Origin of the sequence: Pseudoxanthomonas sp. SORGH_AS_0997 (assembly GCF_031453535.1) — a bacterium.
Taxonomy (GTDB): domain Bacteria; phylum Pseudomonadota; class Gammaproteobacteria; order Xanthomonadales; family Xanthomonadaceae; genus Pseudoxanthomonas_A; species Pseudoxanthomonas_A winnipegensis.
The window spans coordinates 3,095,506-3,118,019 of sequence record NZ_JAVIZI010000001.1; the positions used below are offsets into that span (position 1 = coordinate 3,095,506).

The 22,514-nt window shown below is 71.2% G+C and carries 20 protein-coding genes and 2 pseudogenes; 10 read left to right on the forward strand and 12 right to left on the reverse strand.

Annotated features, from left to right (window positions below; genetic code table 11):
• Window positions 1-326 precede the first annotated feature (326 nt).
• From QE438_RS13580 to QE438_RS13595, 4 genes and pseudogenes are all read left to right on the forward strand, one after another.
• Window positions 327-776, forward strand: coding sequence for a hypothetical protein (locus QE438_RS13580; protein WP_130524630.1), 450 nt, complete (start codon window positions 327-329; stop codon window positions 774-776).
• Between the two features lie 545 nt (window positions 777-1,321).
• The gene (trmL, locus tag QE438_RS13585; RefSeq protein ID WP_306994951.1) at window positions 1,322-1,801 is read left to right on the forward strand and encodes a tRNA (uridine(34)/cytosine(34)/5-carboxymethylaminomethyluridine(34)-2'-O)-methyltransferase TrmL; all 480 of its coding nucleotides are present in this window, start codon (window positions 1,322-1,324) and stop codon (window positions 1,799-1,801) included.
• Between the two features lie 55 nt (window positions 1,802-1,856).
• On the forward strand, window positions 1,857-2,318 hold the full coding sequence (locus QE438_RS13590; RefSeq protein WP_306994948.1) for a MarR family transcriptional regulator: 462 nt from the start codon (window positions 1,857-1,859) through the stop codon (window positions 2,316-2,318).
• Between the two features lie 74 nt (window positions 2,319-2,392).
• A pseudogene (locus QE438_RS13595) lies at window positions 2,393-2,819 on the forward strand (organic hydroperoxide resistance protein).
• 265 nt (window positions 2,820-3,084) lie between these two features.
• Here the strand turns inward: QE438_RS13595 and QE438_RS13600 are convergent.
• Window positions 3,085-3,564 (reverse strand): Lrp/AsnC ligand binding domain-containing protein, encoded by a 480-nt coding sequence (locus QE438_RS13600; RefSeq protein ID WP_130520851.1) that lies wholly within the window; start codon window positions 3,562-3,564, stop codon window positions 3,085-3,087.
• A 93-nt stretch (window positions 3,565-3,657) separates the two neighbouring features.
• Here QE438_RS13600 and QE438_RS13605 point away from each other — a divergent pair, with 93 nt between their 5' ends.
• Complete coding sequence (locus tag QE438_RS13605) at window positions 3,658-6,606, forward strand: L-glutamate gamma-semialdehyde dehydrogenase (protein ID WP_309734679.1); 2,949 nt, start codon at window positions 3,658-3,660, stop codon at window positions 6,604-6,606.
• Between the two features lie 629 nt (window positions 6,607-7,235).
• Window positions 7,236-7,604 (forward strand): helix-turn-helix transcriptional regulator, encoded by a 369-nt coding sequence (locus QE438_RS13610; protein ID WP_268961201.1) that lies wholly within the window; start codon window positions 7,236-7,238, stop codon window positions 7,602-7,604.
• Window positions 7,605-7,981: 377 nt separating this feature from the next.
• On the opposite strand, the gene QE438_RS13615 is transcribed toward QE438_RS13610, so the two are convergent.
• The 5 genes from QE438_RS13615 to QE438_RS13635 form a co-directional block, all read right to left on the reverse strand.
• Window positions 7,982-9,001 (reverse strand): NAD(P)H-dependent glycerol-3-phosphate dehydrogenase, encoded by a 1,020-nt coding sequence (locus QE438_RS13615; protein ID WP_307184121.1) that lies wholly within the window; start codon window positions 8,999-9,001, stop codon window positions 7,982-7,984.
• 55 nt (window positions 9,002-9,056) lie between these two features.
• Window positions 9,057-9,575, reverse strand: coding sequence for a protein-export chaperone SecB (secB, locus tag QE438_RS13620; protein WP_130520844.1), 519 nt, complete (start codon window positions 9,573-9,575; stop codon window positions 9,057-9,059).
• A 114-nt stretch (window positions 9,576-9,689) separates the two neighbouring features.
• A complete protein-coding gene (locus tag QE438_RS13625; protein ID WP_130520842.1) occupies window positions 9,690-10,124 on the reverse strand; it encodes a rhodanese-like domain-containing protein in 435 nt (144 codons plus the stop codon).
• Between the two features lie 58 nt (window positions 10,125-10,182).
• Window positions 10,183-10,593, reverse strand: coding sequence for a hypothetical protein (locus tag QE438_RS13630; RefSeq protein ID WP_306996300.1), 411 nt, complete (start codon window positions 10,591-10,593; stop codon window positions 10,183-10,185).
• Between the two features lie 52 nt (window positions 10,594-10,645).
• Window positions 10,646-11,104, reverse strand: coding sequence for a YiiD C-terminal domain-containing protein (locus QE438_RS13635; RefSeq protein ID WP_306994939.1), 459 nt, complete (start codon window positions 11,102-11,104; stop codon window positions 10,646-10,648).
• Window positions 11,105-11,120: 16 nt separating this feature from the next.
• On the opposite strand from QE438_RS13635, the gene QE438_RS13640 reads away from it, so the two are divergent.
• The 3 genes from QE438_RS13640 to QE438_RS13650 all read left to right on the forward strand — a co-directional run bounded on the left by QE438_RS13640 (window position 11,121) and on the right by QE438_RS13650 (window position 14,277).
• Window positions 11,121-11,888, forward strand: coding sequence for a uroporphyrinogen-III synthase (locus QE438_RS13640; protein ID WP_306994937.1), 768 nt, complete (start codon window positions 11,121-11,123; stop codon window positions 11,886-11,888).
• Between the two features lie 116 nt (window positions 11,889-12,004).
• On the forward strand, window positions 12,005-13,018 hold the full coding sequence (locus tag QE438_RS13645; protein ID WP_306996298.1) for a uroporphyrinogen-III C-methyltransferase: 1,014 nt from the start codon (window positions 12,005-12,007) through the stop codon (window positions 13,016-13,018).
• Window positions 13,015-14,277, forward strand: coding sequence for a heme biosynthesis HemY N-terminal domain-containing protein (locus QE438_RS13650; RefSeq protein ID WP_306994934.1), 1,263 nt, complete (start codon window positions 13,015-13,017; stop codon window positions 14,275-14,277). Before QE438_RS13645 ends, QE438_RS13650 begins: the two co-directional genes overlap by 4 nt.
• A 164-nt stretch (window positions 14,278-14,441) precedes the next feature.
• Here QE438_RS13650 and QE438_RS13655 read toward each other — a convergent pair whose 3' ends face one another.
• Window positions 14,442-15,689: an MFS transporter gene (locus tag QE438_RS13655; RefSeq protein WP_307184120.1), complete on the reverse strand. Its 1,248-nt coding sequence runs from the start codon at window positions 15,687-15,689 to the stop codon at window positions 14,442-14,444.
• A gap of 431 nt (window positions 15,690-16,120) precedes the next feature.
• The gene (locus tag QE438_RS13660) at window positions 16,121-17,401 is read right to left on the reverse strand and encodes an acetyl-CoA C-acetyltransferase (RefSeq protein WP_130524622.1); all 1,281 of its coding nucleotides are present in this window, start codon (window positions 17,399-17,401) and stop codon (window positions 16,121-16,123) included.
• A gap of 215 nt (window positions 17,402-17,616) precedes the next feature.
• Here QE438_RS13660 and QE438_RS13665 point away from each other — a divergent pair, with 215 nt between their 5' ends.
• Window positions 17,617-18,501 carry a hypothetical protein gene (locus QE438_RS13665; RefSeq protein WP_306994929.1) on the forward strand — a complete coding sequence of 295 codons (885 nt, stop codon included), beginning with the start codon at window positions 17,617-17,619 and terminating at the stop codon, window positions 18,499-18,501.
• 104 nt (window positions 18,502-18,605) lie between these two features.
• Here the strand turns inward: QE438_RS13665 and QE438_RS13670 are convergent, their stop codons facing one another.
• From QE438_RS13670 to QE438_RS13685, 4 genes and pseudogenes are all read right to left on the reverse strand, one after another.
• The gene (locus tag QE438_RS13670; protein ID WP_306994927.1) at window positions 18,606-19,235 is read right to left on the reverse strand and encodes a superoxide dismutase family protein; all 630 of its coding nucleotides are present in this window, start codon (window positions 19,233-19,235) and stop codon (window positions 18,606-18,608) included.
• 51 nt (window positions 19,236-19,286) lie between these two features.
• Window positions 19,287-19,874: a superoxide dismutase family protein gene (locus tag QE438_RS13675; protein ID WP_306994924.1), complete on the reverse strand. Its 588-nt coding sequence runs from the start codon at window positions 19,872-19,874 to the stop codon at window positions 19,287-19,289.
• Between the two features lie 112 nt (window positions 19,875-19,986).
• Entirely contained in the window at window positions 19,987-21,411 is a 1,425-nt protein-coding gene (gene ntrC, locus QE438_RS13680; RefSeq protein ID WP_306994921.1) for a nitrogen regulation protein NR(I), read from the reverse strand.
• A pseudogene (locus QE438_RS13685) lies at window positions 21,401-22,505 on the reverse strand (ATP-binding protein). Before QE438_RS13685 ends, ntrC begins: the two are co-directional and overlap by 11 nt.
• Window positions 22,506-22,514: the final 9 nt, after the last annotated feature.

Genomic DNA, 22,514 nt, shown 5'->3' on the forward strand with positions numbered 1-22,514 from the left:
GTCTGATCTGGCGTTCGGCGGGCATGCCGCCGGCGATTCAAGCCCGTCCGATCCAAACCCTCGGACAGTTTCGCGCATCGGAGCAGGTGTTCGCGGACACCGCTGCGGACACCGGACACTCCACCGCTCGGCGGAATCCCATTCAAAAACAATCACTTGGAGTTGGCACGCGTCCTGCGTTGCTCTTTCCCGCGCAACACCGCCCTCTCGAAACTTGAACAGTTACTGAACACAAGCGAAGTCCGATCACTTCGCGCTTGACCGAACTGATTAGGTGTTTTACTTTACTACCACACCACCTGACGACATCACTACGGAGACCCACCATGAACACCAACACCCTGCTCCCGCTGGCCGCCGCTTCCCTGTTCGCCCTGTGCGCCGGCTCCATGCTCCTGTCCCGCCACGGCGCGCCGGACTCCGCGCCCGTCGCCCAGGCCAGCCAGGCCGCCCACGTCGTCGACCTGCCGACCGTCAGCGTCCGCCCGGACCCGGCCGACCTGGCCTACTTCAACGCCACCCGCAGCGCCCGCGTGGTCGATCTGCCGGCGGTGAAGGTCACCCCGGACCTGAGCGATCTGGCCTACTACCAGGCCTCCCGCGGCGCCGAGCGCGTGGTCACTCTGGCCGCGGTCACCGTCCGCCCGGCCGCCGAAGACGTGGCCTATTACATGTCCCAGCAGGCCGGCCAGGTCGCCGCCGTGCAGGCGCAGCAGGTCAACGCCCAGCTGGCCACCCAGGCCGCCAGCCTGATCAGCGGCGCCGCCTCGCGCTGAAGCCAGTTCGCGCAGTCCTTCTGTAGTTCGCACCTTCTGTAGTTCGCAGCACCTGAGCATTCGCCAAGGGTCGGAAGCCCCCTAGGCAGGTTGACGATGGCAGCGCTCGCGCGGGTTGTCGCAAGCCGTACGCAACACCCCTCGACGCGGGCGCTTGGCAGGCCCATCGATGCTGAGCAAGTCTCGCAAGTCGCCATGCTAGTGGCAGATCCCTTGGCCTGGGCCAGCGCAGGTTTTCGATTTACCGCTTCATCCTGACGATCGTCCGGCTCGTCCGGCGCCCCACGAGGGCGTTGTGGCAGGGAAAGGTCGGCAACGCTTTGAAGTCGCGCACGAGCCGCATGCAATACCGTCCGCTTGTCGGGTCCGCGCGATGCAAGCTTGATCGCAAGACCTTCAGCGCGATGCGGGATCCGGCGCGCGCGCCTCGAGGTCGGCAGGCAGCCTAGACTTGGCGGCCCTTCGCCCCTCGGCTTACGCAGCATGGCTCTTTCGCGCTCCGGCGTCTTTCGCCACACGATGGTCACCTGTCGCCTGGGTGCCGCATGAGCACGCCGTTTCAGCTCGATGTGTTGCTCTACCAGCCGGAGATCCCGCCCAATACCGGCAACGTGATCCGGCTGTGCGCCAACACCGGCGCGCGCCTGCACCTGATCCGCCCGCTCGGCTTCGCGCTGGAGGATCGCCAGCTCAAGCGCGCCGGACTGGACTACCACGAATACGCCGCGCTCCAGGTTCACGACGACCTGCCGGCCGCGCTGGCCGCGATCGCACCGCGCCGCCTGTTCGCCCTCAGCACCCGCGGCCGCCAGCGCTACGACACGATCGAATACGCCCCGGGCGACGCCTTCCTGTTCGGCCCGGAGACTCGCGGCCTGCCGGGCGAGGTGCTCGACGCGCTGCCGGCCGAACAACGCCTGCGCCTGCCGATGCGGCCGGACAACCGCAGCCTCAATCTGTCCAACACCGTGGCGATCATGGTGTTCGAGGCCTGGCGCCAGCAGGGGTTCGCCGGCGGTGCCTGAGGCCCGGCACAACCTATCGCTTGCAATTAAATCGTGCACGATGTAATTTGCACCCATGGACTCCTCGAACACATCCCGCGACCTGCTGCAGCTGGACAACCAGCTGTGCTTCGCGCTGTATTCGACCAACCTGGCGCTCAGCCGCACCTACCGTGGCCTGCTGGCCACCCTGGGACTGACCTACCCGCAGTATCTGGTGATGCTGGTGCTGTGGGAGCGCGATGGGCAGACCGTCTCGTCCATCGGCGAGAAGCTGTTCCTGGATTCGGCCACGCTGACGCCGCTGCTCAAGCGCCTGCAGTCGGCGGGCCTGGTGACGCGCACCCGCGCCGCACAGGACGAACGACAGGTCGAGATCCACCTCACCTACGCCGGCCACGCCCTGCGCAGCCGTGCCCAGTCCGTCCCCGAAGGCCTGTTCTGCGCCATGGACTGTTCCCCCGATCAGCTGCGCACGCTCAAGGCGCAGCTGGAAGACCTGCGCGACAAGCTCGCGCGTGCCACCCCCACCGTTTGAACCGCTCCACCCTCCCCTTCGTCGTTCCCATGAAATCGCACGCGATTCAATCGCAAACAACCCAGGAGTTCGCAATGAAACCCGACAAGATCCTCTACACCGCCACCGCCATCGCCAAGGGTGGCCGCGAAGGCCGCGGCATCACCCCCCGATGGTCCGCTGGACCTGCAGCTGTCCACGCCGAAGGAGCTCGGCGGCGCCGGCGGCCCCGGCACCAACCCCGAGCAGCTGTTCGCCATCGGCTACGCGGCCTGCTTCATCGGCGCGATGAAGGCGGTGGGCGCGCGCGAGAAGATCAAGGTGCCCGATGACGTGGCCATCGAAAGCAAGGTCGGCATCGGCCCGGCCGGCAGCGCCTTCGCCATCGCCGTCGAGCTGAAGATCGAGCTGCCCGGCCTGGATCGCGAGACCGCGCAGAAGCTGGTCGACACCGCGCACCAGGTCTGCCCGTACTCCAACGCGACCCGCGGCAACGTGGACGTGGTGCTGACCCTGGTCTGATCGGCCTGCACCGCCTCACAACCGGACACGGCGCCCCAGGGCGCCGTGTCCGTCACTGCTCTTGTGTTTTGTGGGAGCCGCCATGGCGGCGATGAGGCTCCACCGGGAAGGCCTCATCGCCGCCATGGCGGCTCCCACAAGGCAGGGGAGCTGCAGAGCCTCAGCACCGTCGTTCCCGCGAAAGCGGGAACCCAGCGGCTTTCGCGGGAAGCGCACAAGGCACCGGATTCCCGCCTGCGCGGCAACGACGGCTCATCCGGCTGCCTTAAATATCCAGATACAAGTCCGCGCTGTTCTTGACCTCTTCCATCACCGCATAGGTGCGGGTCTCGCGCACGCCGGGCAGCTTCCATAGCACCCGGCCGGCAATGTCGCGGTAGTCGGCCATGTCGGCCGCGCGCAGCTTGATCAGGTAGTCGAAGCCACCGGCGACCAGGTGGCACTCCATGACCTCGGGCTGGTCGCGGATCGCGGCCTGGAACTCCTCCAGGATGTGCGGCGTGGTGCGGTCCAGCAGCACCTCGACGAAGACCAGCATGCCGGCGCCGAGCTTGTGCGGATTGAGCCGCGCGCGGTAGCCGATGATGTAGCCCTCGGTGGTCAGGCGCTTGACCCGCTCCAGGGTCGCGGTGGGCGACAGATGCACGCTTTCGGCCAGCTTGAGGTTGGTGATCCGGCCGTCGCGCTGGAGCAGGGCGAGGATTCTGCGGTCGGTCCGGTCCAGGGCGGCAGGAAGTTGGCTCATCCGCGGATCATAGCCCGGCTAACGGAGATTCATCCGGCGCATCGCCGATCAGAATGCACATCCTCAAGTTCATTCTTCCCCAGGCGGTCATTTATGCGGTTGCCCCTTCCCTATCGGCCCGAAGCCGACGTGCTCGCCCCCCTGCTGCAGCGCCTGCAGGACCTGGACTGGGCCCTGGCCAGCGGCGATGCGATCGGCTGGATCGGGCAGGTCCGCGCGGCCAAGCCGTCGGCCTTCGCCATGGAGACGCTGCTGCGCGAGTTCCCGCTGTCCAGCGCCGAGGGCCTGGCCCTGATGCGCCTGGCCGAGGCCTTGCTACGCGTGCCCGACGCCGACACCGCCATGACCCTCACCGCCGACCAGCTGGGCCGCGCCGATTTCTCCGGCGCCTCGCAGTCGTGGCTGGCCACCCTGTCCAACCAGGCCATCAGCCTGTCCAAGAAGATGCTGGGCGAGGACGGCCAGAAGGCCGGGTTCCTGGCCAGGATGGGCGCCAAGGCCGTGGTCGCCGCGACCGTGCGCGCGGTGCAGCTGATGGGCAAGCAGTTCGTCATGGGCGAGACCCTGGACGAGGCACTGGACGATGCCCGCAAGCAGCGCAAGGCGCGCAAGGGCCTGCGCTTCTCCTACGACATGCTGGGCGAAGGCGCGCGCACCGACGCCGATGCGCAGGCCTACATGCGCAAGTACCACGCCGCCATCGCCGCGCTGGCCAAGTCGCGCGATCGCAGCGTGCCGGTGGAACAGGCCGACGGCATCTCGATCAAGCTCTCGGCCATCGACGCGCGCTACGAGGCCGTGCAGCACGACCATGTCATGGCGCTGCTGGTGCCACGCGTGTGCGAGCTGGCCGAGGCCGCCGCCCAGGCCGATCTCAACCTCACCATCGATGCGGAGGAAAGCGAGCGCCTGGAGCTGTCGCTGGAGGTGTTCGAAGCGGTGGCCACGCGCACCGCGGCCCGCTACCCGCAGTGGAACGGCTTCGGCCTGGCCGTGCAGGCCTACCAGACCCGCGCGCTGGAGACGATCGAGGAAGTCGCCCGTATCGCCCGCGCGCTGAAGGTGCGCTTCATGGTGCGCCTGGTGAAGGGCGCCTACTGGGACTACGAGATCAAGCGCGCCCAGGAGCTGGGCCTGGCCGCGTTCCCGGTGTTCACCCACAAGCACCACACCGACCTGTCCTACCTGGCCTGCGCCAGGGCGATGCTGGCCATGCCCGATGCGATCTACCCGCAGATCGCCGGGCATAACGCCGGCACCATCGCCGCAGTGCTGCACCTGGCGCGCGCGGCCGGCGTGCCGTTCGAGCTGCAGCGCCTGCACGGCATGGGCGATGCGGTGCACGAGGCCGCGCACCGGCAGTACCCGGACGTGGGCCTGCGCGTGTACGCGCCGGTCGGCCCGCACAAGGACCTGCTGGCCTATCTGGTGCGCCGCCTGCTGGAGAACGGCGCCAATTCCTCCTTCGTCCACCAGCTGGCCGACGAGACGCTGCCGGCCAGCGCCTTGGTGAGCTCGCCGCTGCACATCGCGCCGCAGAGCGCGGTGACGCTGCCGGCCGACATCCTGGGCGCGCGCCGCAACACCGCCGGCACCGACGTGAGCTGCGAGCCGATGGCCAGGACGCTGCTGGCCGCCTATCCGGCCGCCGCGCTGCCGACGCCGGCGCTGACCCCGGTCGCACAGATCGACGCCCTGGTGCAGACGCTGGCCAAGGGTCAGAAGCGCTGGAACGCCACGCCGGTCCAGACCCGCGCCGCCGCGCTGGAGCAGGCCGCCGACGCGCTCGAACGCGACCTGGCGCAGTGGTGCGCGCTGATCGTGCGCGAAGGCCATCGCACCTGGGGCGATGCGGTGTCCGAAGTCCGCGAAGCCGCCGACTTCTGCCGCTACTACGCGCTGCAGGCGCGCGGCCTGATGGCCCCGCAGCTGCTGCCTGGCGTCACCGGCGAGCGCAACACCTACGCGCTGGCCGGGCGCGGAGTGTGGGCGTGCATCTCGCCCTGGAACTTCCCGCTGGCCATCTTCACCGGCCAGGTGGTCGCCGCGCTGGTCACCGGCAACGCGGTGGCGGCCAAGCCGGCCGAGCAGACGCCGGGCGTGGGCGCGGCGATGATCGCGCTTCTGCACCGCTGCGGCGTGCCCGAGGACGCGCTGGTCGGCGTGTACGGCGCCGGCGAGACCGGCGCGGCACTGGTGGCGCATCCGAAGATCGCCGGCGTGGCCTTCACCGGCTCCACGCCGGTGGCCAAGGCCATCGCCCGCACCCTGGCCGGCAAGGACGGCCCGATCGTGCCGCTGATCGCCGAGACCGGCGGCCTCAACGCGATGATCGTCGACTCCACGGCACTGCCCGAGCAGGTGGTCGATGCGGTGGTGCAGAGCACCTTCCGCAGCGCCGGCCAGCGCTGCTCGGCGCTGCGCGTGCTGTGCGTGCAGGACGACATCGCCGATGGCGTGATCGAGATGCTGGCCGGCGCCATCGCGCTGCTCCAGGTCGGCGACCCGTCGCGCCTGTCCAGCGATCTGGGCCCGGTGATCGACCAGGAGGCCTTCGACAAGCTGCAGGGCCAGATCGCCGCGCTCGAGGGGCGCGCGCGGCTGATCGCGCGCGCGCCGCTGCCGGCCGACGCGCCGGTCAACAGCATCGCGCCGGTGGCCTTCGAGATCGGCGCGCTGGAGCAGGTGCGCGAGGAAGTCTTCGGCCCGGTGCTGCAGGTGCTGCGCTGGAAGGGCGAGGTGGAAACGCTGGTCGAGCAGATCAATGCGCTCGGCTACGGCCTGACCCTGGGCGTGCAGACCCGGATCGACACCCGCGCCCAGGCCATCGCCGCACAGGCCGAGGTCGGCAACGTCTACGTCAACCGCAACATGATCGGGGCGGTGGTGGGCGTGCAGCCCTTCGGCGGCGAGGGGCTGTCCGGTACCGGTCCGAAGGCCGGCGGTCCCAACTACCTGCCGCGCTTCTGTTCCGAGTCTGTCGTCACCGTCAACACCACGGCGGCGGGCGGTGACGTGGACCTGTTGATGGCCTCGCACTAGCGGTCTTGCGTGACGCGCGTGGACACACCGCGTCACGCGAATGACACCGGGCCTAGAGTTCCCAAACTGTCGCCTGAATTAATAAACGGTTAAGTACAATATTCACGTGGGATTTCGGCTTTGGCGCCGATAGTGGTCCGGTGGTCGCTGGGGTGGCTCTGGCGATCACGGCGAGGCGGTGCGACCTCTCTCCCGCATCCGACCTCCGCAAAGCCCGGCCTTTCAAGGCCGGGCTTTTTTATTGGGCTTTCCGCGCCAAGCCATCTCGGCCGCACCCATGCTGCACCGCAGACCTTGGACGCACAGCGCGCGACGCAGGCGTGAGACGCGTGGCGGGTGGGCGTCCTGACGGCGGCATCACTTCCCAGGCGCGATGTTCGGTCTGAAGGGGTGCAGTTTTCGTCGGACGTCGCGCGATGCCGGGCTGTCAATGCCGTCATGTGACGCGTCGCCTGCGAATCCCCACCCTGCCCTGTGCGCGAAGCGCGCGCTGCTGGCGAGCAGGCCTCGCAGGAGGCTGCCGCAGTTGCCGTTCACGCCTGAAGGCACCATCCATTAAGCGCGCCGCCCCCGCGTCGCGGGCGCGGCCAATCGCATGACAACCCAACAGGAGGTGGAAGATGCATGTCATGGCAGACCGTATCCGTCAGGCTCGACGCTTGAAGACCCTGTCGCAGACCCAGCTGGCCGAACAGGTCGGCGTGCAGCGCAGCGCCGTGGCGCAGTGGGAGCGGGTGGGCGGCACGCATCCCAGCGTGGAGCATCTGGCGCAGATCGCGGTGATCACCCAGGTCCTGTTCGAGTGGCTGGCCACCGGGCGTGGCCCGATGACCAGTGAGGCCACGCAGGCCGAAGCGGCGCCCGGCGCGCCGACGACGCCTCCTGCCGAGCGGCTGGCGCGCGATGAGGTGGAAACGCATGTGCTGCAGCTGATCCGTCGCCTGTCGCCGCATCGGCGTTCGGACGCCTGCGATCTGCTGCGCTCGATGGTGGGCTGACGAGCACCGCGCCGGCGCGCTGACCATCGCGTCGCGTGGCCGGGCGCGGGCGTTCGAGCCCAAGGAAAATTTATCTACTCGCGATCGGGGGATTGCTTCGGCTTAGCGTTGTGGCTTCGGAGGGGCAGCGGTCCGCCGGGCGGTGGCCGCTTATCCCTCAATCAGGGCATCCTGCCCTGATTCGGGCGCTCGGCTTCCTGCCTCGCTAGGCGCGGCCACCGCCCGCCGGACCGCTGCCTCGAGCGTCGAGCTAAACCGCTTCGTTGGAGGAACCGCGCGGCTACGATCAGTGCGTTCATTGGCCTCGCACTTGAACGAAGATCCAAAAAAGACCCACCCGTTCGGGTGGGAGGTTTCATGATCGCAACGCGATAGGGCTACTGGAACAGGGTTTCCGGATATTCCGGTTTCTGTTCGCGCGCCAGCAGGCGCTCCAGGCCTTCGGCCGGGGTGATCTCGCCGTGCAGGACATCGCGCACGGCCTCGCTGATCGACAGGTCGATACCGTAGCGGCGCGCCTGGCGCATGACCTCGTCGGCGGTCTGCACCGACTCGACCACCTGGCCGATCTCGCGCACGGCCTCTTCGATGGACTGGCCGCGCCCCAGCGCCAGGCCCAGGCGGCGATTGCGCGACAGGTCGCCCGTGCAGGTCAGTACCAGGTCGCCCAGGCCGGCCAGGCCCATCAGGGTCTCCGGGCGCGCGCCGATGGCCGCGGCCAGGCGCAGCATCTCGTTGAGGCCGCGGGTGATCAGGCCGGCGCGCGCGTTGAGCCCCAGGCCCATGCCGTCGGCCACGCCGGTGGCCACGGCCAGCACGTTCTTCATCGCGCCGCCCAGCTCGGCGCCGACCATGTCGTTGCCGGTGTAGGCGCGGAACGTCGGGCCGTGCAGCACGTCGGCGACCTGCTGGCAGAACGCCTCGTCGGCACCGTGGATGGTCAGCGCGGTGGGCAGGCCCTGGGCGACCTCCTTGGCGAACGAGGGGCCGGTCACCACGGCCAGCGGCACGTCCGGACCCAGCACGTCCTCGGCCACCTCGTGCAGGAAGCGGCTGGAGCCGGGCTCGAAGCCCTTGGTCGCCCAGCTCACGCCCGCCTGCGCAGGACGCAGCGGCGCCAGCGCGCGCAGGGTGTCGGTGAAGGCATGCGAGGGCACGACCACCAGCACCAGATCGGCGTCGGCCATGGCCGCGGCCAGGCTGGTGGTGGCGCGCAGGGTCTCGGGCAGTTCGATGCCCGGCAGGTAGCGCGGATTCTCGTGGCGGAGGTCGATGGCCTGGGCCACCGCCTCATCGCGTCCCCACAGCACGGCCTGGTGGCCGTGCCGGGCGATCAGGGCCGCCAGCGCGGTCCCCCAGGAACCGGCGCCGAGCACTGCGACTTTCAACGCGTTCATTGCATCCCCCCGCCTGTGTGCAGGGGGCCAAGCTTTATCACAGACGCCATCGAAATCAGGCGTTGCCCACCGGCGGATCGTTCTCGATCACGCCCTGCTGGCCCTGGGCGGCGCGCTGGCGCAGGGTCTCGGCGTACAGGCCGTCGAAGTTGATCGGCTGCAGGAAGAACGGCGGGAAGCCGCCGGCCTGGATCAGGTCGCTCAGCAGCTGGCGCACGTACGGGAACAGGATGCTCGGGCACTGGGTGCCCAGCAGCGCGTCGATGGTCTGCGCGTCGAAGCCGGCCAGGCCGAACACGCCGGCCTGCTGCACTTCGGCCACGTAGGCGGTCTTGTCGCCGGCCTTGCAGGTCAGGGTCACGCCCAGGATCACCTCGAAGGCGTTCTCGGCCAGGCGCTGCACGCGCTGGTTGAGGTTGAGGTTCAGCTCGGGGGCGATGTTCTCCGAATAGATCGCCGGCGCGCCGGGGACTTCGAAGGACACGTCCTTGACGTAGATCTTTTCGACGGTGAAGTTCGGGCCGTTGGCCTGGGTGGCGGCTTCGTTGGCGCCGTTGAGGGTCTCGTCGGACATCGTGTACTCCGAATGGGTTGCGGTGAATGGGCCAAAGCCCGGGATTATCGCATGGGGGTGGCGCCACGCCCGGGCCGCTTCAAGGCCCGCGCGCGACGCGACGCGTGTTCAGTGTCAGGCGCGGCCCTTGACCAGCGGCAGGTCGGCGGCCTGCCAGGCCCCGACGCCGCCATCGAGCACATAGACCTTGGCGAAACCGGCCTTCTTCAGCTGGGCGGCGGCGCCCGGCGCGGTCTGGCCGCTGCGGCAGACCAGCACCACCGGGCGATCGCCCGCGCCGGCCAGCAGCTTGTGCTTGGGGTCGAACTTGCCGGCCAGGTTCTTGCTGCCGGGGATGTGGCCCTTCTCGAAATCGCCACTGGCCGACAGATCCAGCACCAGCGCGTTGTCGTTGTTGATCAGCGCGGTCAGCTCGCCGGGGCGCACGCCCTTGTAGCCGCGGAACAGGCGCATGACCTCGGTGACGAGAATCGCCAGGGTCAGGCCCACCAGGGCCATGGACAGCATCGCGTTGTCGGCGGCGAAAGCCTTGAGTTGTTCGAAATTCACGGCAGGAAAGCGTCGGCTGGGCGCGAAAAGGCCGGCGATTGTCGCACAGCCCCGGCGACTATTGCCCCTGCCAGAGGTCCGGCAGGCCGTCCTGCAGCCACCACTGCTCGGCCGCCGGGTCCCAGCGCCAGCGCTCGCGCACCCGCACGGTGCGCTCGGCCATGGTGTGGCGGTTGACCACGCGCACGTCGACCATGCGCGCCACCGTGCCGTCGGGTTCGGCGGCGCTGCCGATCTCGCTGTAGCCGGTGATCTCCACCTGCTGGTAGCGCGAGAGCTCCAGCGCGCTCAGCCCGGCGCCCTGGCGGGCCTCGGGGTCGACCACGCTCCAGGCCTGCTCGAATTCGCCCCAGCGCATGGCCTTGGTGAACAGGGTCTGGGTATCGGTGAGCTTGCGCTGCTTGGCGCGGTTGCTGATGGCCTCGGCCGGGCCGGCGCTGGCCAGCACCAGCAGCGCGGCCAGCAGCATCCACAGAAGTCGTCCCACGTGCGTGTGTCTCCCCAGGCGTGAACGAACGATGCTACCCCTTTGCCAGGGCGACGTAGCGGCCGCTCAGTTCGGCGGCGACACCGCCGTCGGGCAGCAGCACCTGGGCCAGCAGCGGGGCGCGTGCCTTGCCGCGGCGGCGGAAGGTGTCGATGAACTCGGCCCAGTCCGCCTCCGGCGCCAGCCAGGCCTGGGCGGTCAGGTCGTGCAGCAGCGGGGCGCGGTAACGCACGGCGCTGTCGGCCACGTAGACCTCGGCCTCCAGGCCGGCCTGGCGCAGGCGCAGCGTGGTCAGCGCCCAGCCGGCCAGGGTCATCAGCGCGACCAGGCTGCCGCCGAAGGCGGTGCCCTTGTCGTTGACGTTCGCCGCCAGCGGCGCGCTCATGTGCAGACGCGTGCCGTCGAAATCGCGCAGCGCGATGCGCATCGCCACCACCGGCGGCATCTGCGCGCAGGTCGCGCGCAGCGCGTCGAGCAAGGCGTCGTGATCCATCGCGTACTCTTGATTCATGGGCCAAGGCAAAGCGCGCGCATGGTACGTCATCTCCCTGCGGCCTCAGGGCGGCCACGCCGCGCTGCGCCAGGCCGCCGCGCGCGTGGGCGCCGGGGTGATCGCGCTCTCGCCGTGGTCGCTGGCGGCCTGTACGGATGCACCGGCGCGGCAGGCCTGGGAGGCGGCGCGGGCCTGCGAGGTGGTGGTGTTCACCAGCCCGGCGGCGGTGCGCTTCGCCCACGCACTGGCGCCCATCGCCGCGCGGCCCGGCCAGGTGCTGGTCGGCACCGGCAGCGGCACGCGCGCGGCGCTGGCAAGGCTGGGGCTGGAGGCCGTCGCGCCTGCGCGCATGGACAGCGAGGGGCTGCTCGCGCTGCCCGAACTGGCCGCGCTGGACCAGCGCCCGGTCGGCCTGGTCACCGCGCCCGAGGGACGCGGCACGCTGGCCCCCGCGCTGCGCAGGCGCGGCGCGCAACTGCACCTGGCCGAGGTCTATCGACGCCAGCCGATCCCGCTGTCGACGCGCGCCCTCGACCGGCTCGATGCGCTGGACGCGCCCGCATGCGTGCTGGTGACCAGCAGCGGCGCGCTGAGCGAGGTGTTCCAGCGCCTGCCAGGCCATGCGGCCGCGGCGCTGCGCGCGCAGCCGGCTATCGTGGCCAGCGCGCGGCTGGCGACCGTCGCGCTGCAGGCCGGGTTCGAACACGTGCTGCAGGCCGAAGGCCCGCGTCCTGCGCAGCTGATGGCCACCGCACAGGCCATGTACTCACATCGCTTGGGCTAGCATGCGGCCGATCCCGCCGCGCCTTCACGCGCCTGTTCCACGGCTTCTTTGTTGGAGTGCCCCCCTTGAACGATGCCATCGCCAGCGCCGAGTCCGACACGCGCCCGCGCCGCCGCATCTGGCCCGCCCTGATCGTGCTGCTGCTCATCGCCGCCCTGGCGGCGGCGGGCTGGTACGGCTGGCAGCAATGGCAGGGCTGGCGCGCCGCGCAGGAAGGCCAGATCCAGCGCCAGCTGGCCGCGCTGGACCAGCGCATCGATGTCCTGCGCGGCGATGCCCGCGCCCAGGGCGAGCGCATCCAGGACGCGGCCGCCACCAACCGCGTGCTGCGCGATGAAATGCTCGGTCTGAGCCAGCGCGGCGCCCTGCTGGAAGACACCGTGGCCAAGCTGGCCGACTCCACCCGCCAGGGCGCCACCGCCCTGCGCCTGGACCAGACCCAGCTGGAGCTGCAGCTGGCCGCCCAGCGCCTGAACATCGCCGGCGACCTGCCCGGTGCGCAGCAGGCCTACGCCCTGGCCGCCGACACCCTGGCCGGCCTGGACGACCCGCGCGTGCTCAATCTCAAGCAGTCGCTGGAGCAGGAGCGCGCCGCGGTCCTGCGCCTGGGCGCCGGGCCGAAGGCCCAGGCCCTGCAGCAGCTCGATGCCGCCAGCGCTGCGCTGGCCCAGCTGCCGCGCCAGGTGCCGGTCGATCCGGGCGCGCGTCCGGCCTGGCAGCGCGTGCTCGCGCCGCTGGTCGATGTGCGCCCCAGCGGCGCGCGCGTGGCGGTGGTGCCGGCCCAGCGTGCCGCCTTCGACAACGCCCTGCAGCTGGAACTCACCCTGGCCCGCGCCGCCGCCGAGCGCAACGACACGGCGGGCTTCCGCGCCGCGGTGCTGCGCGCGGCCGGCTGGATCCCACGACTGTGGCCGGTCACGCCGCAGGCCAATGCGCTGGAGCGCCAGCTGCGGCAGATCGCGGCCCTGCCGCTGCAGCCGCAGATTCCCGAACTGGGCAGCACCCTGGCCCAGCTGCAGGCCCAGCGCGGCAAGGCGACCGGCACCGCGCCGGCGACGCCGGCACCGGTGCCGGCACCCGCTCCGCCCTCTGCGCCCGCCGCGCCGGCCCCAACGGAGACCACGCCATGAAGATCCTGCGTCTTGTCGTGATCGTGCTGGTCCTGGTCGCCCTGGGCGTGTTCGGCGCGCAGTGGCTGGCGCGCGACGAGGTCCGCGACTGGGGCGAGGTGTTCGTGCGCGTGGGCGGCTACGACGTCACCGCCACCGTGCCGGGGGCGATCCTGGCGCTGGTCCTCGCCGCGGTGCTGCTGTGGATCGTCTGGACCCTGCTGGCCCTGCCCTTCCGCGCCTGGGGCCGGCATCGCCGCAAGCGCGCCCGCGCCCAGCTGATCGAAGGCCTGGAAGCGGTCCAGCACGGCCATTGGCTGCGGGCGGAGAAACTGCTGGACCGCGCCGCGCAGGACCCAGAGGTCGGCAGCGCGGCGCGCATCGCCGCGGTCCGCGCCGCGCAGGCCCGCGCCGACGCGCCGGCCCTGGAGCGCCATCTGCAGGCCTTGGCCCAGCGCGATCCCACCGCCCACGCCCTGCTGCTGGCCGACGATGCGTTGGCCGCCGGCATGCCGACCCAGGCGCTGGTCGCCCTGGACGCACCCGGCGCCCAGCCGCTGCCGCCGCGCGGCCTGGCGCTGCGCGCGCAGGCCCTGGCCGAGGTCGGCCGCGCCGGCGATGCCTGGGGCCTGCTCGGCCCGCTGCGCCAGCACAAGGCGCTGTCGGCCCCGGACTATGCCCAGCTGGAAACGCGCCTGGCCGCGCAGTCGCTGGAGCAGGCCGGCGACGCCAATGCGTTGGCCGAGCGCTGGGAACTGGTGCCCAAGGCCCTGCGCACCGAACGCGCCGTGGTGGCCGCCTACGCCACCCGGGCCGCCGCGCTGCGCTGGGACGATGCGGCCACCCATGCCCTGGAACATGCGCTGGACAGCCGCTGGGACGAAGACCTGATCGCCCTCTACGGCCGCCTGCCGGTGGGCAAGCTCGATTCGCGCCGGGCCAGCGCCCAGCGCTGGCTGCAGGCCCATTCCGACAGCCCCGCGCTGCTGCTGACCCTGGCCCGGCTAGCGCGCCAGCAAGGGCAGTGGCCGCAGGCGCAGGAGTTCCTGCACCGCGCCCTGGCCCAGGGCGGCGGCGCCGAAGCCTGGGAGGAACTGGGCCACGGCTACGCCGCCGCCGGCGAGGATCTGCTCGCCCGCCGCAGCTACGCCAACGCCCTGGCCGCCCAGCGCGGCGAACTGCCCGCCACCGCGCCCGACCGCGACCTGCGCCAGCAGATCCACGACCAGGCCGTCACCGAGACCCGCGACGAACACGGCCTGCCGCGCCTGCCCGAGTGATGCGTCGGCCGCGTGGGTGACGCGGCTTGACGTGCAGCCGTGACCTGCATACGAACGGGTTACGCAAGCGACGCATCAACACTGAGCCTCACTCGCCGTCGCATCCGTTCGGCTCGCCATGTTTTCGTCGAACACGCCGCTGCGCACGGGCAAGGAACGTGGAGTCAGCGCAGCGGCCCACCTGCCCTGCGCGCCAGCAGCGCGCTGGCCGCTGCCGCGGTCAGCGCCGCGACGCCGGCCAGCAGGTAGATCGCGCCGAAGCGCCAGGCCAGCGCGAGCGCGCCCGCCAGCGGGCCGGTGATCGCCAGCGCCAGGTCCAGGAACAGCGAGTACAGCCCCAGCGCGGTGCCGCGGTTGCTGTCGCTGACCCGGCGCACCGCTTCCATGCCCAGCGCCGGGAACACCAGGGCGAAGCCCGCGCCGGTGATCGCCGCGCCCACCGCGGCCAGGGCCGGCAGCGGCGCCAGCCAGATGCACAGCAGGCCGGCGGCCTCCACGCAGAGCGACACCACCGCCACGCGGTAGCCACCGTGGCGGTCGATCGCGCGCGGAAAGACCAGCCGCACCGACACGAAGGTCGCCCCCAGCAGCGTCATCGCCAGCGCCGCGTGCGGCCAGCCGCGCTGGGCGTAGTACAGCGCGATGAAGGCGGTGATCGCACCGAACCCCACCGACGCCAGCCCCAGGCACAGCCCGAAGGGCAGGACCCGCACCAGCACGCGGCGGGCCGGGATGTGTTCGCCCGGCACCGGCCGCACGCCGTGTCGCGGCAGCACGCAGGCCAGGGCGGCCAGCGCCAGCACGACGGTCAGCGCGCCCAGCGCGGCCAGACCGAAGCGCTGCCCCAGCGCCACGCCGACCGGGGCCGCCAGGGCCAGCGCGCCGTAGGTGGTGACGCCGTTCCACGAGATCACCCGGCCGGTATGGATCGCACCGACCGCGCCGATCCCCCAGATGATCGTGGCGGTGGTGATCAGGCTTTCGCCGCAGCCCAACAGCAGGCGCCCGGCGAACAGCACCGCCAGGCTGGCCGCCGGCCAGGCCACCATCAGCGCGGCGGCCGCGGTGCAGGCGCCCGCCAGCGCGCACGCGCCCAGGCCCAGCAGCACCGAGACCTTCGGCCCGCGCCGGTCGCACAGGCGCCCGGCCACGGTGCGGCTGAGCAGGGTGGCGACGTACTGCAGGCTCACCGCCAGGCCGGCCAGCACCGTGCCGTAGCCCAGCGTGGTGTGGACGAAGCCCGGTACCACCGCCAGCGGCAAACCGACGCAGAAATAGCCGACGAAGTTGAACACCACGACGCTCAGCACGCGGCGGGTGAGGCGCGAGGGCACCGCGGCGGCGGCATCTGCAGGCGTCAGGGAAGCGGGTGAATCGTCCAAGGCGATACGCGGCGGCCCGCGCGAGGTCATGCGCGCGCCGGCAAACGGGGGGAGGGCCTGGACATGATGCGCCTGGCAGCCGGTGCACGCCGCACCGGCCTTGCCGAATTCCAGTCAGCGGCGCGTGCGCTGTGGGCACGGACAAGTGCCTCGGAAGCGGCATTCAGGTGCACGCTAGTACTTGGTCGTGCTTGTGGCCCCTGCCCGCTCGGGATCGGGCTCGGTGGGAGCCGCCATGGCGGCGAGGGTTCTCCCGGGAAAGCCGCATCGCCATGGCGCTCCTACCTGTAGAGCGGAGCTTGTGGCAATCCCCTCTTGGGGACTCCGCTGCTCTTCGTTCGGTTCGTGGGGACGGCCCCAGCGGAGCAAGCTCCGCTCTACAGGAGGGTGGCTGCGGGGTTTGATGAAACAGTTGCTCCCCAAAACTTGCTGCGATTAGCGGGGAAAAGCGGAGCAGCCCCTCAGCGCTCGACGATGGCGACCACACCCATGCCGCCGGCGGTGCAGATCGAGACCAGCGCGCGGCCGCCGCCGCGCTGGGCCAGCTCCTTGGCCACCGTGCCGATGATGCGCGCGCCGGTGGCGGCGAAGGGATGGCCCGCGGCCAGCGAGGAGCCGTTGGGGTTGATCTTCTCCGGATCGATGCGGCCCATCGGACCGGGCAGGCCGAGGCGATGGGTGCAGTACTCCTCGCTCTCCCACGCGCGCAGCGTGCACAGCACCTGCGCGGCGAAGGCCTCGTGGATCTCGTAGATGTCGAAGTCCTGCAGGCTCAGGCCATGGCGCGCCAGCATCTGCGGCACGGCCACGGTCGGCGCCATCAGCAGGCCCTCGCCGTGGACGAAATCCACCGCCGCGCTCTGCACGTCCTTCAGATAGGCCAGCGGCGTGTGGCCATGCGCGGCCGCCCATTCGTCGCTGGACAGCAGCACCGCCGCCGCGCCATCGGTCAGCGGCGTGGAGTTGGCGGCGGTCAGCGTGCCGCGGCCGGAGGTCTTGTCGAACGCCGGCTTGAGCGTGGCCAGCTTCTCCAGCGAGGTGTCCGGGCGCAGGATGTTGTCGCGGCTCACCCCGCGGAAGGGCACGATCAGATCGTCGAAGAAGCCGCGCTCGTAGGCCGCGGCCAGCTTCTTGTGCGAGGACACCGCCCAGGCGTCCTGCGAATCGCGCGAGATGTTCCACTCCTTGGCCATGTCCTCGCAGTGCTCGCCCATCGACTTGCCGGTGCGCGGCTCGCCCACGCCGGGGAACTCGGGCTTGAGCTCGGAAAAGCGGAAGCCCTTGAGCAGAGCGCGCGCCTTGTCCTTGGGCGTCTTGGCGCGGTTGACCTCGAGCAGGCGCGCACGCAGCTTCTTGCCGTAGACGATCGGCACGTCCGAGGTGGTGTCCGAGCCGCCACCGATGCCCGCCTCGATCTGCCCCAGCGCGATCTTGTTGCCGATGTGGGCGATGGTGTCCAGGCTGGTGCCGCAGGCGCGCTGCAGGGTGATGCCGGGGGTCAGCGGCGACAGGCCGGAGGACAGCGCGGCCTCGCGGCCCAGGTTCCAGTCGCTGGAGTGCTTGATCACCGCGCCCATGGCCACCTCGCCCAGGGTCTGCCCGTGCAGGCCGAAGCGCTCGACCAGCGCGCCCAAGGTGCGCACCGACATGCCCAGGTTGCCGACATCCGAATACGCGGTGTTCTGGCGGCAGAAGGGGATGCGAACGCCGCCGAGGATGGCGACGGGACGGGCGACTGGCATGGGAAGACCTCGGTGGACGGCCATGTTCATAGGGAGACCCGCACATGCGCAGGCGTATGGTGGAAGTGTAGCGGCGTCGTTCGACGCCTGTCATTGCGCGTCAACGACCTTCTCTGCTGCGCCGTGAACAGCACGTGCGCGTTCATCGTGTCGCGGCGGTCACCCGGCAGGTGGCTAGAATGCCGACAGATTGCATTGGCCTTGCTGTTCCTTCCATGACCCACCCCAACGAAACCGCGCAGGTGATGGGCCTGATCGCTCTTGAGCTGGCCGGCGGCGCCCCGCCGCGGCAGCCGGCCCTGCCCCAGGCCGAGGCCGGCGCGCTGGCCGAGAAGATCGCCCGCGACCTGGCCGGCCTGGTGCCGCAGGTGACCGCGCTGGAGCTGACCCTGGCCGCCGCGCACTTCGACCCCGCCGAGGCGCTGCGCCCCGGCTGGCCGCTGCACCGCCGCCTGGACGAGCTGCGCCAACGCGCGCCGGGACGCGACCAGGGCCCGCGCGTGATCGCCTTCGGCGCGGCCAGCGATGGCCAGGTGCCGATGCCGTTCCACGCCGACCCGGACCTCACCGGCGGCGCGCTGCGCGTGCTGCCGTTCCTGCTCAGCGGCACGCCGGAAGATGTCGATGCGGTCGGCGAGGCATTGGAAGAGGTGCTGATCGAACGCGGCATGGCCGGCGCCGACACCGCGCTGCAGCTGCAGGACGGGCTGGGCGCCAAGGTCGAGCATGTGCGCTTCATGACCCTGCACGACCTGGCCGCGATGATGGCGCTGCAGTACCAGCACCAGCACCTGGAAGGCCTGTGGCCGGTGATCGAGACCGCGCTGCTGGCGCCGGACGAGGAGCAGTGGCTGGACGCGCCGCCCGAACCGCTGCTGCGCTATGCCGACGGCCAGGTGCAGATGGCGCTGCTGGACGCGGCCACCTGGAAGTCGCGCAACACGCCGGGCACCGACGAGCCCGAGCGCCTGGCCCGCGCTTACGAGCACTATCTGATGCGCAAGCGCCAGCTGGCCGCGGTGCTCGAGGCGCACGGCATCCCCGTCACCTACGTGCACTGCCCGGGCGAGGGCGACCTCTGCGCGCACCTGCGCAGCTGAAGGCGGCTTCCTGCCCGTGCAAAAGAGAAGGCGCCCAGTGGGCGCCTTCTTTCTTCCTGCGGACCTCGCGGGCGGACGCATCGCGCCGCCCGCGATGGCGCGGCTTACATCGCCGCCGGCGCGGCCTCGATCACGCCGCAGGCCAGGCGGCCACCGGCATCGCCGGTCGGCTGGGTTTTGTAGTCGTCCGGCTTCTCGTGAACGATCACGCCCTTGCCGACGATGTCGTACTTGTCGCCCTTGCCGATGTCGGTATTGGCCGAGAGCATCTGGTCGATGGTCACGTTGCCCTGCGCGTCGGCGGTGATGTTGTTGCTGTCGCCGGCGTGGTGGGTCGGCGCGGTGACCTGGCCGTGATCCACGCCGTCGGGATTGAAGTGCCCGCCGGCGCTGCTGCCGTCCGGCGCGCTGCAGTCGCCCTTCTCGTGGATGTGGAAGCCGTGCTCGCCCGGGGTCAGGCCGGTCAGCGTGCCGGTGACGTGCACGCCGCCTTCCATCGCCATGAAGTTCAGCTCGCCGGCAACCTTGTTGCCCTGGGTGGGCTTGAGCGTGGCCTTGGCCGAGGCCATGGCGGTGGTGGCCGGCGAGCTCGGCGGCGGCGTGTTCTCGGCCGGGGCCGAGTTGGCCGCCGGATCGCTCACCGGCGCGGGCGCGGCCTCGGGTTCGGATTTGTTGCACGCGGCCAGGGCCAGCACGGTGGCGGCACACAGCAGGGTTTGGGTCAGTCGCTTCATCGGAACGCTCCTCGTGTTGCTTCTAGGGAATGCGCGCCATGAGGCACGCGGTCAACGGATCGCCTGGATCACGCCACAGGCCACCCGCGCACCGGACTTGCCCGCCGGCTGGGTGGCGTAGTCGTCGGGGTCTGCATGCACCACCAGCGCGCGGCCGAGAATGTCGTTGGGCGCGCCGCCGCCCAGGGTGACCTCGCCCAGGCGCGTATCGACCCGGGCCACGCCTTCCAGATCGGAGGTGAGGTTGTCCATGTCGCCGGCGTGGTGGGCGCCGATCTTGGCGTTGCCGTGGGGCTGGTGGGTGGGATTGAAATGTCCGCCGGCGCTGCTGGCATCGACCGCACTGCAGTCGCCAACTTCGTGCACATGGAAGCCGAAACGCCCCGACGGCGGCAGGCCGCCGATGGTGCCGGCGATGCGCACGCCGCCGGCCACCGGGCTCAGCGCCAGCTTGCCGCTGACCAGGCTGGCCGAGGCCGAGCGCATGATCGCCTGTGCCTCGTGGACCGTGGCCTGGGCGGGCACGACGACCGGAGGCGTGGGCTTGGGCGCCGGTGCGCTGCTGCAGGCCGACAGCGCCAGCGCCGCGCCCGAGGCGAGGGCCGGCAGCAGCAGGCGATGGAAGCGGTGGTGAGGCATCGGGCCGCCACGCTATCGGCGGCGGCGTTCAGTTGCAATGAAGTTGGGTGCAAAGCGCGCGGCGGCGCGGTGACCATCGCGTCATCGCATCGCCGTCCCTGCCCGCACGCAATCAGCTGCGACGGCGCCCGGAACCCAGCTTGCGCGTGATCGTGTTGCGGCCCACGCCCAGCCTTGCGGCGGCATCGGCACGACGCCCGTTGGTGAACTGCAGCGCCGCTTCCAGCAGGGCGCGGTCCAAGCGCGTGCGCGCCTCGGCGTGCAGGCCATCGGCACCTTCGGCCAGGCGCGCGCGCGCCCACTGGCCGAGCAGCGCGTCCCAGTCGGCGGCATCGCGCGTGGACGACCTGGCGCCATGCGGCAGGGCCTGTTCGACATCGCCCACGGTGATGGTGTCCGACGGCGCCAGCGCGGCCAGGCGCCAGCAGACGTTCTCCAGCTCGCGCACATTGCCGGGCCAGTCGTGCGCGCGCAGCGCCTCGCGCGCGGACGGGGCCACGCGCTTGGCCGGCATGCCGAGCTTGGCGCAGGCCTGGGCCAGGAAGTTCTCGGCCAGGCGCGACACGTCGCCGCGGCGCTCGCGCAGCGGCGGCAGCTGCAGGCGCACCACGTCCAGGCGATGCAACAGGTCGGCGCGGAAGCGGCCGGCCTGCACCAGGCCTTCCAGGTCCTGGTGGGTGGCGGCGATCACGCGCACGTCCACGCGGATCAGCTCGCGCCCGCCGACGCGGAAGAACTCGCCCTCGGCCAGCACGCGCAGCAGGCGCGTCTGCAGCGGCAGCGGCATGTCGCCGATCTCGTCCAGGAACAGCGTGCCGCCGTCGGCCTGCTCGAAGCGGCCGATGTGTCGCCGCTGCGCGCCGGTGAACGCACCGGCCTCGTGGCCGAACAGCTCGCTTTCCAGCAGCTCGGCCGGAATGGCCGCGGTATTGAGCGCCACGAACGGCTTGCGCGCGCGCGGGGACTCGTTGTGCAGGGCGCGCGCGACCAGCTCCTTGCCGGTGCCGGTCTCGCCGGTGACCAGCACCGACAGCGGCGCCTGCGCCAGGCGGCCGATCGCGCGGAACAGCGCGCGCATGGCCGGCGTGTCGCCGATCAGCTCCGGCGTGCCGTTGCGCGTCTCCGCCACCGGTTCGGCGACGGCGACCTCGCTGGGCTCCAGGCTGGGCAGCGCGCGCGCGGCCAGGGCCACCGCATCGTCCAGGTCGAAGGGCTTGGACAGGAACTCCTGCGCACCGCCGCGGAACGCGCCTGCCGTGCTGGCCACATCGGTATAGGCCGACATCACGATTACCGGCAGGCTCGGATGCGCGTGCTTGAGCCGGTCCAGCAGCTTGAGGCCGTCCTCGCCGGGCATGCGCACGTCGGTGAACAGCAGGTCCGGCACGCCGCGCGTGCCCAACGCCTGCAGCGCCGAGGCGGCGCTGTCGAAGCCGTCCACGTCGTAGCCCGCGTCGCGCAGCGCGGTGGCCAGCACGAAGCGGACCGAGCGGTCGTCGTCGACGACCCAGATGCGCTGGCTTTCCTCAGTGGGCATGGCGTCCCTCCTCGGCGGCATCGCGCGATTGCGGCAGCAACAGGGTGAAGACGGGTGTGCCCCGGGCGCGAGCGGAAGCCCAGCGAGCCGCGATGCTCGCGCGCCACCTGCTGGGCCAGCGCCAGGCCCAGGCCGCTGCCTTCGGCGCGGCCGCTGACCAGCGGCAGGAACAGGTGCTCGGCCAGCTCCTCGGGCACGCCGCGGCCGTCGTCGATGATCTCCAGCCGTAGCGCGCGCGCATGCAGCTGATCGTGGATGCGCAGCCCGTGCTCGACGCGGGTGCGCAGGGTGATCAGCGCGGCCCCGGCCTGCATGGCGTTGCCGACCAGGTTCCACACAGCCTGGGTCAGGCGGTCGGCGTCGCCGTGCAGCTCCGGCAGGCTGGGGTCGTAATCGCGCTGCAGGCGGCCGTGCCAGGCGCCCTCGGCCTCGGCCAGGCGCAGCACGCGCTCGAGCACGGCGTGGATGTTGAGCGCGGCGTGCGGGCGCTGCGAGGTCGGCGACAGCAGCCGGTCCAGCAGGGCGTTGAGCCGCTCGGCCTCGGACTCGATCAGGCCGATCAGGGCGCGCTCGTCCTCGTTGTCCGCGCGGTTCTGCGCGCGGCGCGAGAGCAGCTGCGCGGCGCCCTTCAGGCCGGCCAGCGGGTTGCGCAGTTCATGGGCCAGGCCGCGCAGGGCGGCGGCCAGCGCGCTGGGCATGGCCTGGGCCGGGTCCAGCGCGGGGAAGTCGTCGACCGGATGGGCTTCCAGCAGCCAGCCACCGGTGTCGGCACGCGAGAGCCAGCCCTCGGCGAAGCGCGCGGCCCCGCCGGGGAAGCCCAGGGCGACCCGGTGCAGGCGCAGCAGGTCGCGGTCGGTATTGCGGAGAAAACGGGCCATGGCATCGCCATCCATTTCCAATGCGGCCAGGGGGCGTCCGACCAGGCGGCGCTGGCTGACACCCAGCCAGCGCGCGAAGGCGGCATTGACGCCCAGGACCGTGCCGGCGGAATCGGCCCAGGCCACCGGCGTGCTCAGCGCGTCCGGGGTGGGAATCTCGCTCACAGCGCGTTCCGGGGGTTCGGGAAGCGGGTCCGTGGAGTCCGGCGGCAGCATTGCACCATC

Coding starts and splice junctions, on each gene's coding strand:
- QE438_RS13580 (WP_130524630.1), top strand. CDS start 327: ATGAACACCAACACCCTGCTCCCGCTGGCCGCCGCTTCCCTGTTCGCC.
- trmL (WP_306994951.1), top strand. CDS start 1,322: ATGAGCACGCCGTTTCAGCTCGATGTGTTGCTCTACCAGCCGGAGATC.
- QE438_RS13590 (WP_306994948.1), top strand. CDS start 1,857: ATGGACTCCTCGAACACATCCCGCGACCTGCTGCAGCTGGACAACCAG.
- QE438_RS13600 (WP_130520851.1), bottom strand. CDS start 3,564: ATGAGCCAACTTCCTGCCGCCCTGGACCGGACCGACCGCAGAATCCTC.
- QE438_RS13605 (WP_309734679.1), top strand. CDS start 3,658: ATGCGGTTGCCCCTTCCCTATCGGCCCGAAGCCGACGTGCTCGCCCCC.
- QE438_RS13610 (WP_268961201.1), top strand. CDS start 7,236: ATGGCAGACCGTATCCGTCAGGCTCGACGCTTGAAGACCCTGTCGCAG.
- QE438_RS13615 (WP_307184121.1), bottom strand. CDS start 9,001: ATGAACGCGTTGAAAGTCGCAGTGCTCGGCGCCGGTTCCTGGGGGACC.
- secB (WP_130520844.1), bottom strand. CDS start 9,575: ATGTCCGACGAGACCCTCAACGGCGCCAACGAAGCCGCCACCCAGGCC.
- QE438_RS13630 (WP_306996300.1), bottom strand. CDS start 10,593: ATGCTGCTGGCCGCGCTGCTGGTGCTGGCCAGCGCCGGCCCGGCCGAG.
- QE438_RS13635 (WP_306994939.1), bottom strand. CDS start 11,104: ATGGATCACGACGCCTTGCTCGACGCGCTGCGCGCGACCTGCGCGCAG.
- QE438_RS13640 (WP_306994937.1), top strand. CDS start 11,121: ATGGGCCAAGGCAAAGCGCGCGCATGGTACGTCATCTCCCTGCGGCCT.
- QE438_RS13650 (WP_306994934.1), top strand. CDS start 13,015: ATGAAGATCCTGCGTCTTGTCGTGATCGTGCTGGTCCTGGTCGCCCTG.
- QE438_RS13655 (WP_307184120.1), bottom strand. CDS start 15,689: ATGACCTCGCGCGGGCCGCCGCGTATCGCCTTGGACGATTCACCCGCT.
- QE438_RS13660 (WP_130524622.1), bottom strand. CDS start 17,401: ATGCCAGTCGCCCGTCCCGTCGCCATCCTCGGCGGCGTTCGCATCCCC.
- QE438_RS13665 (WP_306994929.1), top strand. CDS start 17,617: ATGACCCACCCCAACGAAACCGCGCAGGTGATGGGCCTGATCGCTCTT.
- QE438_RS13670 (WP_306994927.1), bottom strand. CDS start 19,235: ATGAAGCGACTGACCCAAACCCTGCTGTGTGCCGCCACCGTGCTGGCC.
- QE438_RS13675 (WP_306994924.1), bottom strand. CDS start 19,874: ATGCCTCACCACCGCTTCCATCGCCTGCTGCTGCCGGCCCTCGCCTCG.
- ntrC (WP_306994921.1), bottom strand. CDS start 21,411: ATGCCCACTGAGGAAAGCCAGCGCATCTGGGTCGTCGACGACGACCGC.